13 protein-coding genes and 5 pseudogenes are annotated in these 20,342 nt (G+C 42.6%); 13 read left to right on the forward strand and 5 right to left on the reverse strand.

Annotated elements, in window-relative coordinates:
- Positions 1-387: 387 nt before the first annotated feature.
- A pseudogene (locus KNP72_RS06835) lies at positions 388-1,512 on the reverse strand (heavy metal translocating P-type ATPase); the annotation flags it as partial.
- Here KNP72_RS06835 and KNP72_RS06840 point away from each other — a divergent pair.
- Positions 1,504-2,259: pseudogene (locus KNP72_RS06840) on the forward strand (IS3 family transposase); the annotation flags it as partial. The pseudogenes KNP72_RS06835 and KNP72_RS06840 sit on opposite strands and share 9 nt — an antisense overlap.
- A 704-nt stretch (positions 2,260-2,963) precedes the next feature.
- Here the strand turns inward: KNP72_RS06840 and istB are convergent.
- Positions 2,964-3,722 carry an IS21-like element helper ATPase IstB gene (gene istB / locus KNP72_RS06845; protein ID WP_214719578.1) on the reverse strand — a complete coding sequence of 253 codons (759 nt, stop codon included), beginning with the start codon at positions 3,720-3,722 and terminating at the stop codon, positions 2,964-2,966.
- A pseudogene (istA, locus tag KNP72_RS06850) lies at positions 3,719-5,258 on the reverse strand (IS21 family transposase). The gene istB and the pseudogene istA overlap by 4 nt, the downstream one beginning before the upstream one ends.
- A 364-nt stretch (positions 5,259-5,622) precedes the next feature.
- On the opposite strand from istA, the gene KNP72_RS06855 reads away from it, so the two are divergent.
- The 5 genes from KNP72_RS06855 to KNP72_RS06875 all read left to right on the forward strand — a co-directional run bounded on the left by KNP72_RS06855 (position 5,623) and on the right by KNP72_RS06875 (position 10,803).
- A complete protein-coding gene (locus KNP72_RS06855; RefSeq protein WP_214689672.1) occupies positions 5,623-6,294 on the forward strand; it encodes a DsbA family protein in 672 nt (223 codons plus the stop codon).
- Positions 6,291-6,707: a disulfide oxidoreductase gene (locus KNP72_RS06860; protein ID WP_214704245.1), complete on the forward strand. Its 417-nt coding sequence runs from the start codon at positions 6,291-6,293 to the stop codon at positions 6,705-6,707. Before KNP72_RS06855 ends, KNP72_RS06860 begins: the two co-directional genes overlap by 4 nt.
- Positions 6,708-6,718: 11 nt before the next feature.
- Entirely contained in the window at positions 6,719-7,306 is a 588-nt protein-coding gene (locus tag KNP72_RS06865; RefSeq protein ID WP_214689690.1) for an SCO family protein, read from the forward strand.
- Positions 7,307-9,129: 1,823 nt separating this feature from the next.
- A complete protein-coding gene (locus KNP72_RS06870; protein ID WP_214720005.1) occupies positions 9,130-9,990 on the forward strand; it encodes a hypothetical protein in 861 nt (286 codons plus the stop codon).
- 204 nt (positions 9,991-10,194) lie between these two features.
- Complete coding sequence (locus KNP72_RS06875; protein ID WP_214689682.1) at positions 10,195-10,803, forward strand: helix-turn-helix domain-containing protein; 609 nt, start codon at positions 10,195-10,197, stop codon at positions 10,801-10,803.
- 75 nt (positions 10,804-10,878) lie between these two features.
- Here the strand turns inward: KNP72_RS06875 and KNP72_RS15845 are convergent.
- Positions 10,879-11,352, reverse strand: a pseudogene (locus KNP72_RS15845) (DNA/RNA non-specific endonuclease); the annotation flags it as partial.
- Positions 11,353-11,912: 560 nt separating this feature from the next.
- Between KNP72_RS15845 and cadC the strand changes: the two are divergent.
- The 5 genes from cadC (at position 11,913) to KNP72_RS06900 (ending at position 17,635) form a co-directional block, all read left to right on the forward strand.
- Positions 11,913-12,281, forward strand: coding sequence for a Cd(II)-sensing metalloregulatory transcriptional repressor CadC (gene cadC / locus KNP72_RS06880; RefSeq protein WP_003322301.1), 369 nt, complete (start codon positions 11,913-11,915; stop codon positions 12,279-12,281).
- Positions 12,274-14,445, forward strand: a complete 2,172-nt coding sequence (locus KNP72_RS06885) for a heavy metal translocating P-type ATPase (RefSeq protein ID WP_214704254.1) — start codon at positions 12,274-12,276, stop codon at positions 14,443-14,445. Before cadC ends, KNP72_RS06885 begins: the two co-directional genes overlap by 8 nt.
- A 216-nt stretch (positions 14,446-14,661) precedes the next feature.
- Complete coding sequence (gene lpdA, locus KNP72_RS06890) at positions 14,662-16,071, forward strand: dihydrolipoyl dehydrogenase (protein WP_029336149.1); 1,410 nt, start codon at positions 14,662-14,664, stop codon at positions 16,069-16,071.
- Positions 16,072-16,076: 5 nt separating this feature from the next.
- Positions 16,077-16,895 (forward strand): ZIP family metal transporter, encoded by an 819-nt coding sequence (locus KNP72_RS06895; protein WP_251024846.1) that lies wholly within the window; start codon positions 16,077-16,079, stop codon positions 16,893-16,895.
- A gap of 59 nt (positions 16,896-16,954) precedes the next feature.
- Positions 16,955-17,635, forward strand: a complete 681-nt coding sequence (locus KNP72_RS06900) for a CadD family cadmium resistance transporter (RefSeq protein ID WP_029336146.1) — start codon at positions 16,955-16,957, stop codon at positions 17,633-17,635.
- Between the two features lie 55 nt (positions 17,636-17,690).
- On the opposite strand, the pseudogene KNP72_RS06905 reads toward KNP72_RS06900, so the two are convergent.
- Positions 17,691-18,074: pseudogene (locus tag KNP72_RS06905) on the reverse strand (transposase); the annotation flags it as partial.
- 188 nt (positions 18,075-18,262) lie between these two features.
- On the opposite strand from KNP72_RS06905, the gene merR reads away from it, so the two are divergent.
- The gene (gene merR, locus KNP72_RS06910) at positions 18,263-18,655 is read left to right on the forward strand and encodes a mercury resistance transcriptional regulator MerR (protein WP_001863748.1); all 393 of its coding nucleotides are present in this window, start codon (positions 18,263-18,265) and stop codon (positions 18,653-18,655) included.
- Positions 18,656-18,683: 28 nt separating this feature from the next.
- Positions 18,684-20,324, forward strand: coding sequence for a mercury(II) reductase (gene merA / locus KNP72_RS06915; protein WP_214720007.1), 1,641 nt, complete (start codon positions 18,684-18,686; stop codon positions 20,322-20,324).
- Positions 20,325-20,342: the final 18 nt, after the last annotated feature.

Below are 20,342 nucleotides of genomic sequence, written 5' to 3' on the forward strand. Positions count from 1 at the left end.
CTGAATATCGAATGAGGGTATATTTAGAAACCCCCTCATTCGTTTTTTTTTTGAACACTATCGAAATTTCGTCTCTTAAAATAGGATGTATTCGAATGAATGAATGATTCCAAAACGAACGTTCAAATATTTAGATTTAATTGTCATAGTTTAGTAGACCTATCGACCGGATTTTCTTTCCATACTTCGGAGAATATTCCGGTCAATGAATAAGGTTCGGCCTCGATTAAAACTGTCTGATGATAAAAAAGCTGACAATGAAACCTAAAAAGATGACTCGGGAACAATACCGAAGTCATCTTAAAGCCGTCTTAAAAAACAGAGATCATTTATTTTTATCATACCCAGTACAAATTCGAGGATATAAAAATGAATATTTTTGTTTTTTTATTCTTTGACATTCATCAGTCTTAAACTGTTCAGTGCTACCAGAAGAGTTGCCCCCATATCGGACATAATAGCTATCCATAGGGTGAGCCAGCCTGGGATGACCAAGAGTAATGCAATCGCTTTGATACTGATAGCGAACGCGATGTTCACTTTGATAATATTTAGGGATTTTCGGCTCAATTTTATCGTAAACGGTAGTTTGCTCAAATCGTCGCCCATCAGGGCGACATCTGCTGTTTCCAAAGCGGTATCCGTTCCAGCACCACCCATGGCAATTCCAACAGTAGAGGCAGCGAGTGCCGGAGCGTCATTTACGCCGTCCCCGACCATCGCGACATTGTCGTACTCAGCTCGCAAGCGTTTAATGACATTTAATTTATCCTCTGGCATCAATTCTGCCTGGATTTCGTTGACGCCAACTTGCTGGCCGATAGCTTTGCCTGTCCCTTTGTTGTCACCCGTCAGCATAATTGTCTTTTTAATACCCATATCATGTAGTTTCCGGATGATTTCTTTGCTGGATTCCCGGACTTCGTCGGCTACGGCGATAACCGCCAATATGCTTTGTTTCGTTCCGATAATCATCGAAGTCTTACCTTGCTGTTGCAGAGCCGTTACGGTTTGGTCCAGATTATTATCAATACTTTCAACACCTAGCTCGTTAAAGAGAAGCGGGCTTCCGATAAAGTAGGTGGTGCCGTCTATCGTTCCTTTAATGCCTTTTCCTGTGATGGAAGAGAAGTCCTCAACTCTGATAGAGGTGTAAGGTATGTTTTCCTCGTCCGCTTTTTTCATGATGGCAGAGGCCAACGGATGCTGAGAACGATATTCCAATGCCGTCACGATAGAAAGCAGTTCTCTCTCGTTTACCTGCTTGTTCGTGATTTTAAAGTCTGTGACGACAGGTACACCTTTGGTCAGGGTACCGGTTTTGTCAAATGCAATAGCTTTCAGCGCGCCCATTTCTTCCAGGTATACGCCGCCTTTAATCAAGACCCCTTTTTTGGCAGCATTACCGATGGCGGAAACAATCGAAATCGGCGTCGAAATGACTAAGGCACACGGGCAACCCACTATTAGAACCGCCAATCCTTGATAGACCCAGGTTTCCCAGCTGGCATCTCACGTGCGGCCTATTACAAATGGTTGAACCGCACCGTATCGGTGCGTCAAGAAGAGAACGAGAAGCTCCTGGAGGACATTCGTCTACTCTATGACCAGGCGAACCGTACATACGGCTACCGTCGGGTCACGATGACAATCAATCGGCTACGCAGGCAACAAGGTCTGTCCACGTTCAATGAAAAGCAAGTCTATCGCCTGATGCATATCCATGGGATCCAATCGATCATCCGCGGGAAGCGGAAGAGACATAAGAAGTCGATGCCACAGCATGTGGCCGAGAACCTGATGAACCGAGAATTCGGTGCGTCTCGGCCGGACGAGAAATGGTGCACCGACGTCACCGAGTTCAAATATGGTACCGGGAAGAAGGCGTATCTGAGCGCGATCATCGACCTGTACGACGGATCGATCGTCGCCTATCGTATCGGAAGGTCCAACAACAACGGGATCGTCTTCCAGACGATGATGCCAGCCATCGCGGGGCTCCGTCCAGGAGCGCGTCCGATGATCCATAGTGACCGAGGGCTCCAATATACCTCGAGAGGGTTCAAACGTATGGTGAAAGACGCAGGACTAATCGGCAACATGTCCTGAGTTGGTCGTTGTCTCGACAACGCCCCGATCGAGAGTTTTTGGGGCACTTTGAAAGTCGAGATGTACTACTTGCGTGAGTTCCAGGTCTATAGCGAACTCACGTCGGCCATCGAGACCTACATATCGTTCTACAACCATGGTCTACTCTAGAAACGACTAAACGGCTTGAGCCCTGTCGAATACAGGTCTCAAGCCGTTTAGATTGGTTTTCATTATTTGCCCTGTCTACTTGACGGGGAGCGGTTCAAATCGCAAAGGGCGATTTGGTTTGTCAATAGCCTGACTAATCGGGCGAATGGTGTTTTTGTGTTCAAAAATGAGACCATACCCTTATTCTTCTCCCGATTTTTTTGAAGTTTTCCCACCGTCTGCTTGCATGTTTTACGCGGTCTATATCCAATTGCTTGAATCTTATCGAATGTATAGGTCACTTTTTACTTGATAATTGGGAGCAATGATTTTCTTTTTTTGCGGCAATGGCTAATCTTACACGGGAATTGCGATTGTCTACATTCTGTTTTATGGCGTGGTAGACTTCTCCGTCTATGCCTTGTAATAAAACTATGTAAATCATTTCTAATAAATTATCGGTATGGACCTAAGGAACGGAGTCATCAAGGTGAACCCATGTCACATTGTCGAAGTTCAGCATGCGTTTAATGTGATCGCCACCCCATAAGAATTCGTTTCTGCACAGATGGCACCAAACCTTAGAACGACAATAGGTAGACCTTTGTCATTATAAGCGGATAGGGTTTGTTCAGAAAGGATTTTAGTGGAGATATGTTTCTGGGTGGTCATATGCGAGGGTGTAGACGTCAAGTTGAATTTGACACTTTTTGCTCGTTTGCCTTTTACACTTCTGCCGAAAACAATGATTTCCGGTTCCTCATCCGATGACTGTCGTCATCACTATGTATGATTTCGACGCGATGGAGTAAGCGGTCCAGTATCGCAGTCGTGATGCCCTGGTCCCCGATCAATTCGCCCCATTGATCGGGGCTTTTGTTCGAGGTCAGGATGATCGAGCTGCGCTCATAAAGGTGATTGACAAGATGGAAGAAGAGATTGGCTTCTCGTTGGTCCATCGCCATGTACATCAAGTCATCGATGATGACCAGGTCCGAATCTCGCAACCTTTTTAACTGGATCTTCGACTTGCTTGAGAACTCTTCACTTTTTAATAGTTGGACGAGTTCGCCCATCGTGACGAAGTATACCTTGAACCCGTGGTTGACCGCCTCGATTCCCAGCCCCACAGCCAAAAACGTCTTTCCGACGCCCGGAGGGCCCAAGAGGATCAGGTTGTACTGTTGTTCGAGCCAGTTGAGTTGTTTCAACTGCTTCAGCTGTCGGGCGGTTAGTGCGGTCTGTTCCACTAAATTGAACTCCGAGAGGGATTTGATGAACGGGAATCGGGCCCACTTCATTCGTCTTTCCAAACTTTTAGCGTCTCGTTTTGCGCGTTCATGGTTCGTGATGGCACTTAGAAATTCGATATACGTCCAGGAGGCCATTTCGGCCTCTCTCAAAATCTGTGGGAGGGCGTCAGCCGTCTCGGCGAGACGAAGCTGCCGAAAGTCCTGTTGTAACTCGGAAACGCTTTGACTCATTTTGCCGTCACCCCTTTCAGGATGTCGGTGTAGGCTTGGATCGGCCTCGTTGCGACCTGTATCCCGGATTTCTTCGGACGTTCGGTATCGGGTTTTGTATCACACCCATCGTCCGCGAGGATCGCGAGATAGTGGACCACGTCCCGGAAATCGTTGGCGCTGAACAGACTCTCTTGCGAACACTTTTCCAGTGCTATCGTTAAGTGATTAGGATACATGGTCGCGACGTCCCTAATGATGTTGAACTGGTCACGTCGGTATCTCGGGTAACGCTTTGAGAGCTACCCAGATAATCGGACGCCGCCCCTCTGTCCTCGAAATAGGTGAGGACCTGTTGCTTCAGTTCTTCGATTCCTTTGGAACGATCCCGAAGGTGGTCACGGCTTTGAATCAGTTTTCCGCTCTCTTTGCTGACCCGGTGGTCTGCGATCACTTCTCCCTCGGGAGATTCGCGAATCAATAACCGTTCCTGTTCGGTCACCTCGAGGAACACCACCTTCTTCTTGACCGATGAGTAGGTCCCGATTGGGACGGTGTAACGGTTTGAGCGATAACGGATTGTGTTGTCCTTGCTGACGTTCCTTGCTATACTTTCGGTACGGATACTTTCGAAAGAGAGTAGCGATAAGACCGGTTGTAAGTGTTGTTTTTCGACGGAGAACACTTCAGCTGGTCTTTTTTTCGTTGTCTGATGGACGTTATGATTTCCAGTCCTCTCCAACCATCTCATGGAACGGTGGTTCCAATCCTCGATATGCCGGTACACTCGGCTGTCCGCAAAGTTCCGTTTGATGTACTTCACGACGTTCTCGATCATACCCTTCGACTCCGGGTCGGCCCTGCGACATAAATGAATCTTGAACTTCCGTTCGTTCACGTAGGCTTGAAACTCATTGGTCAATAGGACGTCACCTGCGTTCTCGTTGATTGCGATGAGGTGATCCTGGTCGTAGACGATTTCAGAAGGGCGCCCACCATAAAATTGGAACGCATTTTCGTGGCAGTGAATGGTGTCCTTGGTGGTGAACGGTCGTTCTCTCCATTCGGCATATTTCATCCGAGAGTGCGTAAGTAAGAACGCGATGAAATAAAGCTTTATCATTTTTCCATCTTTAGTCCGTTGTCTGGTCTCACCCCAGTCCACCTGTATTTGCTTGCCCATCGGTTGTTCTGGGATGGCCTCGTAATGGCGGACGACCCTTTTCTTTTCGATCTGATAGATTTCTCGGATTTCATTCACGTATGTCCTGACCGTGCTCGATCCGACCGACAGGTCGGGATATCTTTCAAGTAACCAGTCATGTACTTGTGCGCTGCTCAAATGCAGATACTCCTCCAACCATGCAATGATCCAGTCTCGGTAGGCATCGAGCTTCTTCTTTCGTGAACAGGCTTTCTCGTCAAATTCATGTAGGGCATCTTCATATGTCATCTTCAGGTACTTATATACCGTCGGTCTCGATATTTTTAGTGCTGTGCGATTTGAGCCACTTTCATGTTTTGCTGATACATTTGATGAATCTTGATATGTAACACTAACTTTTCCTCCAAATCCATTCCCTCCAGATAAAATAGCCTCAACTACTCTATCGGAGTTCTGTTCTGATTTTTCGGCAATAGTGTAAAATCGTATCGAGCAAAAACTGTCAATTTTATTCTAGCGTTCACAGAGGGATGAAGAATCGTCTAGGTATAGTGAACTCGAGACATAATTTCACTAGGAAAGACACTCTTTTTTGAATGAAGATTGTCTGAGCTTGTTCACGAGTTGATGCGACGTCATCGTCATCTTTTCCATGACATGAAGTAAAGTTGAGAAAAAACAAGGTCGATTTCGTGGAAACAGATAGCGCTTTCGTTATAATGAAAGACGAATCGATATAAATAGAGGTGAGACATAATGAAACAGAATAAACTATTGGTCATCGCGACGCTCTTCGCGGTCGCCTTGGTGGCCGTCGTGGTCGTCCTGATGAATCAACCGACCGAACAAGCCGAAACGGCGGCACCGGCGACGACAGAACACGTGTCGACGGAAGGCCAGCCGACGCTCGGCGATGCGGACGCACCCGTCTCGGTCGTGGAGTTCGGGGATTATAAATGCCCGTCTTGTAAACAGTGGGGCGAAACGGTCTATCCGAAGTTGAAGGAAGACTATATCGACACCGGAAAAATCAGTTTCAGCTACATCAACGTCCTGTTCCACGGACAAGAGTCGATTTTGGCATCGCTCGCTTCAGAGTCGGTGTATGAACAAGACCCGGACGCGTTCTGGGATTTCCATAAGGCGCTCTACGACGCGCAACCGGCGAGTCAGCAGCACGACGAGGCATGGGTCACGGTCGAGCGGTTGACAGAGATTGCGAGCGAGACGACATCGGTCGACGTGGCGAAGCTCGAGGACGATTTGAGTGAAAACTCGACGGTGCTCGAACAGGTGAGTCTCGATGACGGGCTTGTCAAAGAGCACGGTGTCCAGTTCACGCCATCGATCATGATTAACGGCGTCATGCTCGAAGACCCGTTCGACTACGAGACGATTGAGCGATTGATTGAGCAAGGCACGCCATGAAGCATTCATTCTTGACCCGTTATGGTCTGTATCTCGCTTGGCTCGTCGCCCTCACGGCGACGCTCGGCAGCCTTTATTTCAGCGAGATTCGCGAGTTCGTGCCATGTGAGCTCTGCTGGATTCAACGCATCTTTATGTATCCGCTCGTCATCTTGCTCGGGGTCGCCGTGTTCACGGACGACCGAGCGGTGAAGAAGTATGTATTGCCGCTCTCCATCCTCGGAGGTCTGGTTTCACTGTACCATTATTTGGTTCAAAAAGTACCCGGTTTCGCCGATATCAAGCCGTGCGTGCAAGGCGTACCGTGCAACGTGCAATACATCAACTGGTTCGGGTTCGTCACGATCCCGTTCCTTGCCTTGACGGCATTTACTTTGATCACGCTCCTCGTCTGGCGCGTGAGACGCAACTGACAATGAAGGAGATGGAACGTGTGAAGAAATGGATGCTCATTGGCTTGATTAGCCTGATGGCGGTGCTCGCCGCGTGCAGCAATGAAATTGAAGACCCGCTCAATTGGGAGATCGAGTCGTTCAATTATATGAATCAAAATGAAGAGATGGTCAGTCTCGATGATTTGAAAGGGAAGGTATGGATGGCCGACTTCGTGTTCACAAACTGTGAGACGGTCTGTCCACCGATGACGTACAACATGACGAAACTCAATGAAGCGCTCGTCGAGGAAGGCGTCGAAGACGTCCAATTCGTGTCGTTCAGCGTCGACCCGACCGTCGATACGCCGGACAAGATTCAAGCGTTCATGGCTGATTACGACTTGGCGAAAGCCGATTGGCAATTCTTGACGGGCTATTCGCAAGAAGAGATTGAGGCGTTTGCGCAACAAAACTTCAAAGCGCTCGTCCGCAAACCGTCAGAAGGCACCCAAGTGGATCACGCGACGTGGTTCTATCTCGTCGATCAGGACGGGAAAATCATCAAGGCGTATCAAGGATTCCAAGACGTGCCGATCGAGGACATCGTCAACGACATCAAGATTTTACAGAACTCTTAAGACGGCCCGTGCTGTCTCAGATTGTAGACATCACATTGTCTGCAGTCTTTTTTATTTGCCCGACCGGGCACAGTTCGCTTTTCTGAGGACAAACAGGGAGCCGCATCGAGACATTGTCGCTGCTGGACCTCCCTTTGCTTGCTGATCCCCTGGAAGTCTCGCCGTGCCCTTGGTCGGTCCACGCATCAATCCTTTTTTTCGTAACGTCATCGCTTTTTTATAATGAGGGACATAGAAACAGTTATGTAGGAGAATCGAATGATCAGGAAATCAACAAAATCGGAAAACCAACCGAACTCAATTGGAGATAGTAACGTTCGACGAACTCGTGCCAGCGAACCAACTGTTACGGAAAATCGAGACACGCATTTACAAAACGATGGTCGAATTTTTTGATTGTGAACGGAGATTTTTATAATAACAATACAATTACCACAAACGGGGACGCGAGCATCGGACTAAATCAAGCGGCATCCGTAAATTTTAGTGTATCTTCAACAACTGACTATTGTGCGTATATTTATTTGGATGGATATACTTTTTTTAAAATTATGACATTCTGTGATTAAATATAATTCAATAGTTTCAAAGTGGAAGTTGTAAATCGTACCATTATTTATATTAGATGAATTATAAAATTAAGTGCAATACCCCAACGTGAACGCAAAAAAAGCCCATAGCGGCGGCCTAGTGTAGAATGAAGTTACGACGCAAACATTCAGACGGAGGAGTCGCCATGAGCTATACCCATCTTACCACAACCGAGCGCGTGGAAATAGAGACCTATCTGGGGCTTGGGCGGCAGTCCTCGACCGTCTCGCGGGAGATCAGACGGAACCCCGGGTAAAAATCGGAACGTGCACAGGAACGCTATGTGAGGGCGAAAGAGAACTGTGGCGCTAAGACGAAGCTCGACGACATGATGCGTCTGACGATCATCGAGAAACTGCGGGCGACCTGGTCCCCGGAACAGATCGTCGGGCGCATCAACGTCGGGCTGACCGTCTCGGACCGGCCGCGGGAGGTCGGAGGCTTGCGTCGCGACGTTCATCGAGCGCAAGGACCGGTTCTACCTCGTCCTACCAATCGCGAACCGCAGTGCGGCCTCGATTTTGGAGGTGATCAACACGTTCCATGGCGTCTTCCCAGAGGGGTACATTCATGACGGCGACGACGGACTGAGGCAAGGCGTTCAGCTGTTACGAGCGCATCCGGTCCTCACTTGGCATGCCACTTTATTTCGCCGACCCTTATTCATCACGGTAGCAGGGGAGCGATGTGAACCTCAACAGTCTTCTCCGCTAGTTCTTCCCGAAGGGTTTAAACTTCTCATAGGTCAGTGATGACGAACTAGCAGACGCACTCGCCAAGATTAATGCTAACCAGCATTTACTTACTGAAAAATTAAAATGGAATGTGAGGGAAGATTATAACTGCTACTAAGAATGTGAAACTAATAGTGGCTTTTTTCTCATTTAATAAGAAGGAATGAGAAGGGCAATAAATACAGACCTATCGTGGTCAAAAACAATAAAAATAATCCGGGATAAAAATAATTATCAACTGAACCAATAGGAATACTTAAGATGCTAAATGTACTGTTTGAAAACATACCTAATTTTTCAAGAAGGATATTACTTGTTAATCCTACGCATATAAGCAATAAAGATGAATAAAAAAGGTATTTATTATTAATCAAATCCAAAAAAATCCTAAAATTTGTTTATTAAAAGAAAATAATGTTCTAATATTATTCTGTAAGAAAGAAATAGAGGCTATTTGCTTCTTTAATACTTATTATAACTCAAAAGCAGAGGAATAAAATGAAAAAAATTTCCACTTTAACTTTAGCAACTTTACTTTCTGCTAATCTATTTATCCCATCAGTTGGCGCTGAAGAAAATGTAAACTACTTTATTGATAGCTTGAGTGAATTTTCACAAGAAAGTAAAGAAATAATGGATAAGAAAAAAGCTAGCAAAACTAATCAAAAGTTGACTAAAATAAACAACTCTAAATCTTTCAGTTATTCTGTACTCTCATCAAATGAAGGTTTACTTTCAGAAGAATTAACATTAATTAAAAATACTAGCCCAGAAGTTCTTAATCAATATAACGAATTGTTAGAAGAGGAAATCTCTGTTTTTTCTATCGCTGATGATGAAAATTTAGGAGGGAATTCTAAAGTGACGTATACACTTCCTAAAACTGGAGCAGAAATTACAGTGGTGACATCAAACGAATTAGTTGAATTGGCAAAAACTCCTCAAAATAAAGCTACTGTTCAAAGTCTTCAATTAACACGAAGTTTTGGTACATATTCTTATAAAATTGCATATAGTATCCGTGCGTTATTGTACCCTGATTCTACTTGTGGTCTTGTGACTACCTATACCACAAGATCTGATGGCTTAAGATTAACTGGGCACAGTACTAGTGGGACGTCGAGTATTTTTCCGACAGCAATCAAAGCTTCTTCGCAAGCAATTGATTCACGTGCTGAAAAAATCGGATACGATATTAACGCTATGGGATTATACAACGTTACTGTCGGTGGCTATAACGGAATTGGATTAATGTCATTTGATATGTCAATAACAAGTAAAGTGAGATGGGATGCTTCTACGTCAACTGGACTTAAAGTTACTCAAACGTATTCGCAAGTAGGAGATAAGTCTCGTTAAGCAGTATAATAAGTATTAAAAATATTTTTTAAGAAATGAAAACAATTTTCTAGAGGTACACCATTCTCCGGAATGGTGTTTTTGTTTGGTATCCATTTAGTAATTTCTTATCAATTTGAAACCGATTAAAGTAACAGCTTACTTTAATACAATGGTCATGGTATTATTTAATAAAATCATCGTTGTGTTAAAAGGAGGCTTATCATGTATACGATTGATGAGGCATTTGAAATCTTATCGAAGAACAAGCTCACAAGCCATAAGGAGACGGTCCGCAACTGGGTACGAAAAGGCGTGATCCAGGCAGAACCGCTCGAGTCACGTAAAAAAGGATATCGGATCAGTGAGGAGGCGCTCGAACAGTTCATCAAAGAACGGATGCCTGAAGGGTGGGAGCTGCATCCGGAGTCGGTGACAGGGGAAGCAAGGGATGTCATCAAGAATGAAGAAGAGGCCCCGTATCATGTTGAAGTCGATGTAGAAGCGATTAAAGAACGGGTCCGCGAGGAGATGTGGTATGAGCTTCTCGGTAAATTCGTCTTTGAAGACTATTTTGTCCTGAAGAAATCGGAGGTCAAGGCTGCCGTCGAGCATATGCGCTATTCAAAAGAGTTCGAAGCCGAGGTGTGGGAACGTTGCTCGGAGCACACGTGGGGCCACGCAACACCTCGAGTCCCGTACCTGCTCGATTACTTCATGTTCGAAGGAGAGCGGATTCCCTTCAATAAAGATTTCGGTGGAAGAGATGAGCAAATCATCCACGCGTTAATTGAGAAAATTCGGCTCGATAAAGTGAATCGAAAACGTAAATGAATATAAAAAGACATTCTCTTAGAAATGGAGAATGTCTTTTTTACAATCATCATTGTTTTAATTTTTGGGTTGAAATCATTCCCCGACCATCCCGTCATTGTCGTTATCACGCATATAAGGATAAAGCCAATGGTCGCTCATTATCGGCATCGTGAAACCGGCGTCTTTCGCCTATTGAATCGTCACCTGACCGTCTCCATTCGTATCTCATCACCAGCAGGCTCGTTCGTGGCTGGGGATTCCAACTCACTTTCTGTGAGTGCCTCGTTCAACTCGTCCGGATTGACCTTGTCGAACGAGTCGGTAACCACATTTCTTTTGACCGTATATGTGTATTGGTAATGTGATGTAATATAAGTTTTCGTATCTAGATATGTGATGATCATTTTAAAGTCAATCGCGCCGCCGTCCTTACGGATAACATGTCACCTGTCGAGCTTACTGTATTCGACGCCTGAAACCTTAACGACCGTCTGACGTGACACGGATCAATTTACAATGCTCATTCGTGGACGCACAATACTCGCAATCCCCATATTTGATATCGACAGGTCCTTCTGTAATAGTCGCCGCACTTGATTCCGTGGTGCCCGGCTCGGACGTCTTGATGTTTTTCCTCTGTCGTAAGTATTTTTTCTGTGTTCTCTACTGTAGAGGAACTGCTCTATTGGGAACATCAGGAAAATAAAGGTATAGCTTGAGGTGCGGCTGAGTAAGTGAAATTCATTTCCTTTCTCTTTGAATGAATAGTTTCAGTATTACCAATTCTTTTATTTATCTGACTGTGAATCCAAGTTGTTTGAGACTCGTGTATATCCAATTTCATCATTAAGGACCTCTGTTCGTTTGCTTACTCATCAAATATAAAAAACGAACATTGATAAAAAGATGAGTTAATGGACAATTAAGACAAAATGAAAAGGACTATTTAAAGCCCTTTTCATTTTTTGTGAAAAGATAAACAAATATGTCTTTCTAACGTTCGTTAACGGGAATTACTATTAGAAAAATCATTTTATGTTTTTCATTCAAATATTCACTTGAATATTGACCAAGGAAAGGTATATACTATATTCAAGTTAACACTTGAATATCAACGGGGTGATAATGTGAATAAGAAAGATACTTGTGAAATTTTTTGTTATGACGAGGAAAAGGTCAATCGAATACAAGGTGATTTAAAAACAATCGATATTGTTAGTGTTGCCCAAATGTTAAAAGCAATTGCGGATGAAAATAGGGCAAAGATTACCTATGCTTTGTGTCAAGATGAAGAGTTATGTGTGTGTGATATAGCAAATATTATTGGTATTACGGTGGCAAATGCTTCTCATCATTTAAGGACCCTTCATAAGCAGGGGATTGTAAGATATAGAAAAGAAGGAAAACTAGCGTTTTATTCGTTAGACGATGAACATATTAGACAAATAATGATGATTGTACTAGAACATAAGAAAGAAGTGAATGTCAATGTCTGATCAAAAGGCAATAACATCTGAACAAGAAATGAAGGCCTATCGTGTACAAGGTTTTACTTGCGCAAACTGCGCGGGTAAATTCGAAAAAAATGTAAAACAGCTATCTGGAGTTGAGGATGCAAAAGTAAATTTTGGTGCATCTAAAATTGTTGTTTATGGTAATGCAACGATAGAAGAACTAGAAAAAGCAGGTGCATTTGAGAATCTCAAAGTGACACCTGAAAAATCTGCTCGCCAAGCATCACAAGAGGTAAAAGAAGATACGAAAGAAGATAAAGTGCCATTTTATAAAAAGCACAGTACGCTGCTCTTTGCGTCCTTATTGATTGCGTTCGGTTACCTGTCCCAGAGTGTGAATGGGGAAGAGAACCTCGTTACTACATTATTATTTTTAGCATCCATGTTGATCGGAGGATTATCGCTTTTCAAAGTCGGTTTGCAAAACTTGTTTCGCTTTGAGTTTGACATGAAAACCCTTATGACAGTGGCTGTTATAGGTGGCGCTATCATTGGGGAATGGGGAGAAGTGGCCATTGTTGTCATTCTCTTTGCGATTAGTGAAGCTCTTGAACGATTCTCTATGGATAAAGCAAGACAATCCATTCGTTCATTAATGGATATTGCACCAAAAGAGGCACTCGTTAGACGAAATGGGCAAGAAATGATGATCCATGTGGATGACATTGCCATTGGTGATATTATGATCGTGAAACCCGGCCAGAAGATTGCCATGGACGGGACTGTAGTAAGCGGCTATTCGGCTGTTAACCAGGCGGCCATTACGGGCGAGTCTGTTCCTGTTGCGAAAACGGTTGATGATGAAGTGTTTGCAGGTACTTTAAATGAAGAAGGCTTGCTTGAGGTAAAAATAACTAAGCTGGTAGAAGACACAACGATTGCAAAAATTATTCATCTTGTAGAGGAAGCACAGGGAGAACGTGCCCCATCTCAAGCATTTGTCGAAAAATTCGCGAAATATTATACGCCAGTCATTATGGTCATTGCAGCTTTAGTCGCTATAGTCCCTCCATTATTCTTTGATGGCAGTTGGGAAACATGGATTTATCAAGGATTAGCTGTTCTTGTTGTCGGCTGTCCTTGTGCATTGGTTATTTCCACTCCGATTTCCATTGTTTCAGCAATCGGGAATGCAGCGAAAAAGGGCGTTCTTATAAAAGGCGGTATTTATCTAGAAGAAATGGGTGCCTTAAAGGCCATTGCATTTGATAAAACGGGCACACTAACAAAAGGTGTCCCAGTGGTAACTGATTTTAATGTGTTGAACAAGCAGGCAAATGAAAAAGAATTGCTGTCCATCATTACTGCATTAGAATATCGTTCCCAGCATCCTCTTGCTTCAGCCATTATGAAAAAAGCAGAAGCGGAGAACATTAATTATTCTGACGTACAGGTAGAGGATTTCTCTTCTATCACAGGAAAGGGTATAAAGGGTATCGTAAACGGGACGACTTATTACATCGGTAGCCCGAAACTCTTTAAGGAATTATTGACTAATGATTTCGATAAAGACTTAGAGCAAAATGTTACTACTCTTCAAAACCAAGGCAAGACAGCTATGGTGGTCGGAACTGAAAAAGAAATACTTGCTGTGATTGCGGTAGCGGATGAAGTACGTGAATCAAGTAAAGACGTTATTCAGAAATTGCATCAACTTGGCATCAAAAAGACCATTATGCTTACAGGCGATAACCAAGGTACCGCGAATGCGATCGGCGGCCATGTTGGCGTATCGGATATTCAGGCAGAACTGATGCCAGAGGACAAATTAAACTATATTAAACAATTGAGATCCGAGTACGGAAAAGTAGCCATGATTGGAGATGGTGTCAATGATGCCCCTGCGTTAGCAGCTTCTACCGTTGGGATTGCAATGGGTGGAGCTGGTACAGATACAGCACTGGAAACGGCAGACGTTGCTTTAATGGGAGATGATTTAAGAAAACTTCCATTCACTGTGAAACTAAGCCGTAAATCCCTAAATATCATCAAAGCTAACATCACCTTTGCAATTGCCATTAAATTTATTGCCTTGCTATTGGTCATACCGGGCTGGTTAACACTTTGGATTGCCATCCTTTCAGACATGGGGGCAACTCTTCTGGTAGCGTTAAATAGTATGCGGCTTATGCGGGTCAAGGAATAAAAGGGAAAAGGGCTTTCTGGTTGTCTGGAAAGCCCTTTTTCTTACCATGTATAGAAATTTGGGGGTTAGTTACATTAAAAATGATTAAAAATGGGTATACGTTACAGGTTGGTTCACAGCAGTTTTAGGATTACATATTGCACGAAAACGGTTCTGTTTTTTCGTGAAAGACCGTTCGTTTATTTCATTCTGAAATCACCGGAGGAGGAAGCTAAAATGACAAAAGATGTCGATTTGTTAGTAATAGGAGCAGGATCTGGAGGTTATGTGGCGGCCATACGGGCGGCCCAGTTGGGGAAAAAAGTGGTTCTGGTAGATAAAGCAGAACTAGGGGGCGTTTGCCTTAACCGGGGGTGTATCCCATCAAAAGCTCTTATTAGTGCGTCTGAGCGGGTAAAACATATTCAACACGCCAGTGCAATGGGCATCAAGGTTTCTGGTGAAGTTCAAGTAGATATGCCGGAAGTAGTAAAGTGGAAAGACGGCATCGTGAATAAGTTAACCAGCGGGGTTAAGACCTTACTGAAAGGCAATGGAGTAGAGGTAATCAGTGGAGAAGCCTATCTTACTAAACCCTATACGGCTAAAATCAAAATGAATAACGAAGAACAAGTATATTCCTACAAAGATTTAATCCTTGCGATAGGATCTTTGCCTTTCGAACTAAAAAGTATGCCATTTGATAAAAAAAGAATCATTTCTTCCACTGAGGCATTGGTGCTGCAGGAAGTACCAAAACATTTAGTTGTGGTAGGCGGTGGTTATATTGGTTTGGAGCTGGGCACTGCTTATGCCAAATTCGGATCAAAAGTGACCATTCTCGAAGGGTCCAACACGATTCTTCCAGGTACCGATCCTATGCTTACAAATGTGGTAAAACGGCATCTAAAAGAACTAGGTATCACAGTTGTAACCAATGCTCTGGTCCAAGGCGGAGAAAACACAGGGGATGAAGTAAAAGTTCGTGTACAGGTTGATGGCAAGGAAGAAGTGGTTAACGGAGATTATTGCTTAGTTTCTATAGGAAGAAAGCCGAACACAGGGAAAATTGGGTTGGAAAATATCGGAGTAGAATTAGACGAGCGTGGTTTTATTAAGATAAATGAGAAATGCCAGACAAACGTGGAGCATGTTTATGCAATAGGTGACTGTGCTGGCGGATACCTCCTTGCCCATAAAGCTAGCTACGAAGGAAAAGTAGCTGCAGAAGTGATTAGCGGACAAAACAGCATCATTGATTTTCAAGCCATGCCTTTTGTTATCTTCAGTGATCCTGAAGTTGCCTACACAGGATTAACAGAGAAAGAAGCAAAAGAACAGGGATACGAAACGGTTTCCAGCCGTTTTCCATTCCAAGCGAACGGAAGGGCATTATCTGTTTCAGATGCAGATGGCTTTGTGCAGATTGTAGCCGAGAAGAACAGCAAAAGGGTGTTAGGCGCACAGATGGTAGGACCAGAAGTATCGTCGCTTATTGCTGAAGCAGTTTTTGCCATTGAATCTGGAGCAACTGCCGAAGATCTAAGCCTTACAATCCATGCCCATCCAACGTTGCCTGAGCCATTGATGGAAGCGGCGGAAGGTGTGATGGGGCACGCCATTCACATGCTGAATAAAAAGAAATAATGTGAATGCAGCAGACCGGCACTTTTCATAAGTGCAGGTTAAACTTTTCATTTAATGGAGTGGGGGAATTAATGGACATTTTGTTTTACGTCCTAACTGCGGCTTTCGCAAATGTCCTGGGTGGCTTTGTGATCTTTCTTAAAAAAAATTGGTCTAGAAGGGGCTTAAATGGCTTAATGGCGCTGAGCGCCGGGATACTTTTCGCTATTGCGATTATGGATTTAATACCAGAAGCATTAGAAATTCAGGAATCCAGTGCCCTATATATTGTTATTGGATTTGGTTTGATCTTTTTGTTCCAGCAGTTTCTTGCACCCCATTTTCATTTCGGAGAAGAGACTCATAAACATTCTCATTCTCAAAGCACAACCTTTAGTGCTTTATTGGGCATGCTGGTTCACACGTTTTTTGATGGTGTCTCTATTGTAGCCAGTTTCAAAATAGACGAGAGAATAGGATTTGTTGTATTGATTGCTGTATTAATACATAAAATTCCGGATGGTTTAACGATTTCTTCCATCGTATTTGCAAGCTTTGAAAGCAAGAAGAAGGCGATAGGAGCATCTTTCTTATTGGGTCTATCAACGATAACAGGCGCGATCGCAGCCGTGTCTCTAACACAATTTTTTATGGTAGATAGCAGCATCCTCGCGATAGCTCTTTCCATTACAGCAGGAATATTTCTATACATATCTACCGTTGACTTGCTGCCTGTTGTTAGTGCCACTGAAGACAGAGTCGTTATTCTTTTCTTTTTTGTAGGGATATTGCTATATTTTGCTCTTCACTGGATAGGGGAGCTACTTCCCGTATATTTACACTAAGCAGGGGAGAACCTATTCATAACATTCAAACATACGTGTGAATGTTTTAATAACTTACCATGGAGTTGATAAAAGTGGCTTTGACTATTATTTCCGCAATTGGGGCTTTCTTAGTAACCAATATTGATGATATTTTTGTTTTGATGCTGCTGTTCTCTCAGGCAAATGCACAGGCTAGAGCGACTGGCGGTTTAAAGATGAACGCGCAGACAAAGAGTAACCGGATCTACCCTAAAGATATAGTCATTGGGCAATACTTAGGTTTTGCCTTGCTGGTTTTGATCAGTCTTTTGGGAACTTTTGGCGTCATGTTGATTCCAGAAAAATGGGTTGGATTGCTTGGTTTAATTCCGATCTATTTAGGGATTAAACTGTTTATTAAGGGTGAAGATGAAGATGAAGGTGCGATCCTCTCCAGTTTAAACTCAGGGAGATTTAACAAACTATTTATGAGTGTAGCCTTCATCACATTCGCTAATGGCGGGGACAATATCGGCATCTATGTGCCTTATTTTACAACTTTAAGTGTGAATGAACTGGTAATTACGGTTATTATCTTCTTTATAATGGTTGCTGTCTGGTGTTTTGTAGGATATCGTTTAGCTTCCTTCAGACATGTTTCTGAAGTTTTGGAGAAATACGGAAGATGGATTATCCCTATAGTCTTTGTTGGATTAGGGGTATACATCATGGCAGAGAACGAAACGTTTAGTGCCCTTTTGAGTTTAATAAATTATTAAAAAATAATCTGAACTGCCCCCCCGTCAAGTAGACAGTGGAAATAATAAAAGTGATTTAAGCGGCTTTCGCTCTATATTCTTTAGGGCTGAGGCCGTTTAATCGTTTCTGGTATCTTTCGTGATTATAAAAATAGATGTACTCATTTATGGCAATGTTAAGTTCTTCAAAGGTCTGATACTTATGTAAATAATACTTTTCACATTTTAACGTGCCGAAAAAAGATTCCATTGGTCCATTATCAATACAGCGACCAACCCGTGACATACTTTGAGTCATTCCTGCCGCCTCTAATTTACGCTTGAACGCCTTAGAGGTGTATTGGAATCCACGATCACTATGAATCAGTGGGTGTTCTTGATGCAATCGTACGATTGCCTGGTCAAGCGTTTTAAATACCAGTTGATTATTATGGGTCTTCGGAATATATAGTGGAATTACTTTCTTAATAGTTTAAAAACAACTGGTGTTTAAATCGGATTTTCTGGTGGGATGTTAGGATAATCAATAATATTATATAAAAGTATCAATCACATACGAGTGATACTTTGGGAAAAAAATAAAATAGTCCAATTTACTTGACCGTGTACTATGGTACACGGTTTATAATATTCATGGGGTGAAATAAGATGATTTATCGCATTAGTGAGTTTGCAGATAAATGTGGAGTTAATAAAGAAACGATCAGATATTACGAGCGAAAAAATTTATTACAAGAACCTCACCGAACGGAAGCTGGTTATCGGATATATTCATATGATGACGTTAAGCGTGTTGGGTTTATTAAACGAATACAGGAACTTGGTTTTTCTTTAAGCGAGATTTATAAATTACTTGGTGTTGTAGATAAAGATGAAGTTCGTTGTCAAGATATGTTCGAATTTGTTTCTAAAAAACAAAAGGAAGTGCAAAAACAAATAGAGGATTTAAAACGAATTGAAACTATGTTAGACGACTTAAAACAACGATGTCCAGATGAAAAGCAATTACATTCGTGTCCAATAATAGAAACATTAACATGAGAGATTAATTAACGAAAGGAGCTTTTTTATGAATAAATTTAAGGTAAACATTTCAGGAATGACTTGTACGGGTTGTGAAAAACACGTAGAATCAGCACTTGAAAAGATAGGTGCTAAAAATATTGAGTCTAGTTATCGTCGTGGTGAAGCAGTATTTGAACTGCCCGATGATATTGAGGTTGAAAGTGCAATAAAGGCGATTGATGAAGCAAATTACCAAGCCGGAGAAATTGAAGAAGTATCATCACTAGAAAACGTGGCGTTAATTAATGAAGACAATTATGACCTTCTTATTATTGGTTCTGGTGCTGCTGCCTTTTCTTCGGCAATTAAAGCTATAGAATACGGTGCAAAAGTTGGAATGATTGAGCGTGGAACGGTTGGGGGAACCTGTGTGAATATTGGCTGTGTTCCGTCAAAAACTCTTCTTAGGGCAGGGGAAATCAATCATTTATCAAAAGACAATCCGTTTATAGGTTTACAAACATCCGCTGGAGAAGTGGATTTAGCTAGTTTAATCACGCAAAAGGATAAATTGGTGAGCGAACTTCGGAATCAAAAATATATGGATTTAATTGATGAATATAATTTTGATTTAATTAAAGGTGAAGCAAAATTCGTTGATGCTAGTACGGTTGAGGTCAATGGGGCAAAGTTATCTGCAAAACGCTTTTTAATTGCAACAGGTGCATCGCCTTCGTTGCCCCAAATTTCAGGACTTGAAAAAATGGACTATTTAACTAGTACAACACTTCTTGAGTTAAAGAAAATACCAAAACGATTAACTGTAATTGGTTCAGGATACATTGGAATGGAGCTTGGACAACTATTTCATCATTTAGGTTCAGAAATAACGCTTATGCAAAGAAGTGAGCGACTTTTAAAGGAGTATGATCATGAGATTTCAGAGTCAGTTGAAAAAGCGTTAATTGAACAGGGTATAAACCTTGTCAAAGGGGCAACTTTTGAGCGTGTTGAACAAAGTGGAGAGATAAAAAGGGTTTACGTAACAGTAAATGGCAGTAGAGAAGTCATTGAATCAGATCAGTTACTTGTTGCCACTGGAAGAAAACCAAATACGGATTCTTTAAATTTAAGTGCAGCAGGTGTTGAAACTGGAAAAAATAATGAAATCCTGATCAATGATTTTGGTCAAACAAGTAATGAAAAGATTTATGCAGCAGGAGATGTGACTTTAGGACCACAATTTGTATATGTAGCAGCCTATGAAGGTGGAATTATTACTGATAATGCTATTGGTAGATTAAACAAAAAAATAGATTTATCGGTAGTTCCTGCTGTTACGTTTACGAATCCGACGGTTGCAACGGTTGGTTTAACAGAAGAACAAGCAAAAGAGAAAGGGTATGATGTGAAGACATCTGTATTACCTTTAGATGCTGTTCCAAGAGCAATTGTAAACCGTGAAACAACCGGTGTATTTAAACTAGTAGCAGATGCAGAAACACTAAAAGTATTAGGGGTTCATATTGTATCTGAGAATGCAGGAGATGTCATCTATGCAGCATCATTAGCTGTTAAATTTGGCTTAACGATAGAAGATTTAACAGAAACCCTAGCACCATATTTAACAATGGCTGAAGGGCTAAAATTAGCTGCACTTACGTTCGATAAAGATATTTCGAAATTATCTTGTTGTGCAGGCTAAGGGAACTTTTTTACAACT

This window comes from Exiguobacterium sp. s152, assembly GCF_018618335.1.
Lineage (GTDB): Bacteria > Bacillota > Bacilli > Exiguobacteriales > Exiguobacteriaceae > Exiguobacterium > Exiguobacterium chiriqhucha.

Coding starts and splice junctions, on each gene's coding strand:
- istB (WP_214719578.1), bottom strand. CDS start 3,722: ATGAGTCAAAGCGTTTCCGAGTTACAACAGGACTTTCGGCAGCTTCGT.
- KNP72_RS06855 (WP_214689672.1), top strand. CDS start 5,623: ATGAAACAGAATAAACTATTGGTCATCGCGACGCTCTTCGCGGTCGCC.
- KNP72_RS06860 (WP_214704245.1), top strand. CDS start 6,291: ATGAAGCATTCATTCTTGACCCGTTATGGTCTGTATCTCGCTTGGCTC.
- KNP72_RS06865 (WP_214689690.1), top strand. CDS start 6,719: ATGGAACGTGTGAAGAAATGGATGCTCATTGGCTTGATTAGCCTGATG.
- KNP72_RS06870 (WP_214720005.1), top strand. CDS start 9,130: ATGAAAAAAATTTCCACTTTAACTTTAGCAACTTTACTTTCTGCTAAT.
- KNP72_RS06875 (WP_214689682.1), top strand. CDS start 10,195: ATGTATACGATTGATGAGGCATTTGAAATCTTATCGAAGAACAAGCTC.
- KNP72_RS06885 (WP_214704254.1), top strand. CDS start 12,274: ATGTCTGATCAAAAGGCAATAACATCTGAACAAGAAATGAAGGCCTAT.
- lpdA (WP_029336149.1), top strand. CDS start 14,662: ATGACAAAAGATGTCGATTTGTTAGTAATAGGAGCAGGATCTGGAGGT.
- KNP72_RS06895 (WP_251024846.1), top strand. CDS start 16,077: ATGCAGCAGACCGGCACTTTTCATAAGTGCAGGTTAAACTTTTCATTT.
- KNP72_RS06900 (WP_029336146.1), top strand. CDS start 16,955: ATGGAGTTGATAAAAGTGGCTTTGACTATTATTTCCGCAATTGGGGCT.
- merR (WP_001863748.1), top strand. CDS start 18,263: ATGATTTATCGCATTAGTGAGTTTGCAGATAAATGTGGAGTTAATAAA.
- merA (WP_214720007.1), top strand. CDS start 18,684: ATGAATAAATTTAAGGTAAACATTTCAGGAATGACTTGTACGGGTTGT.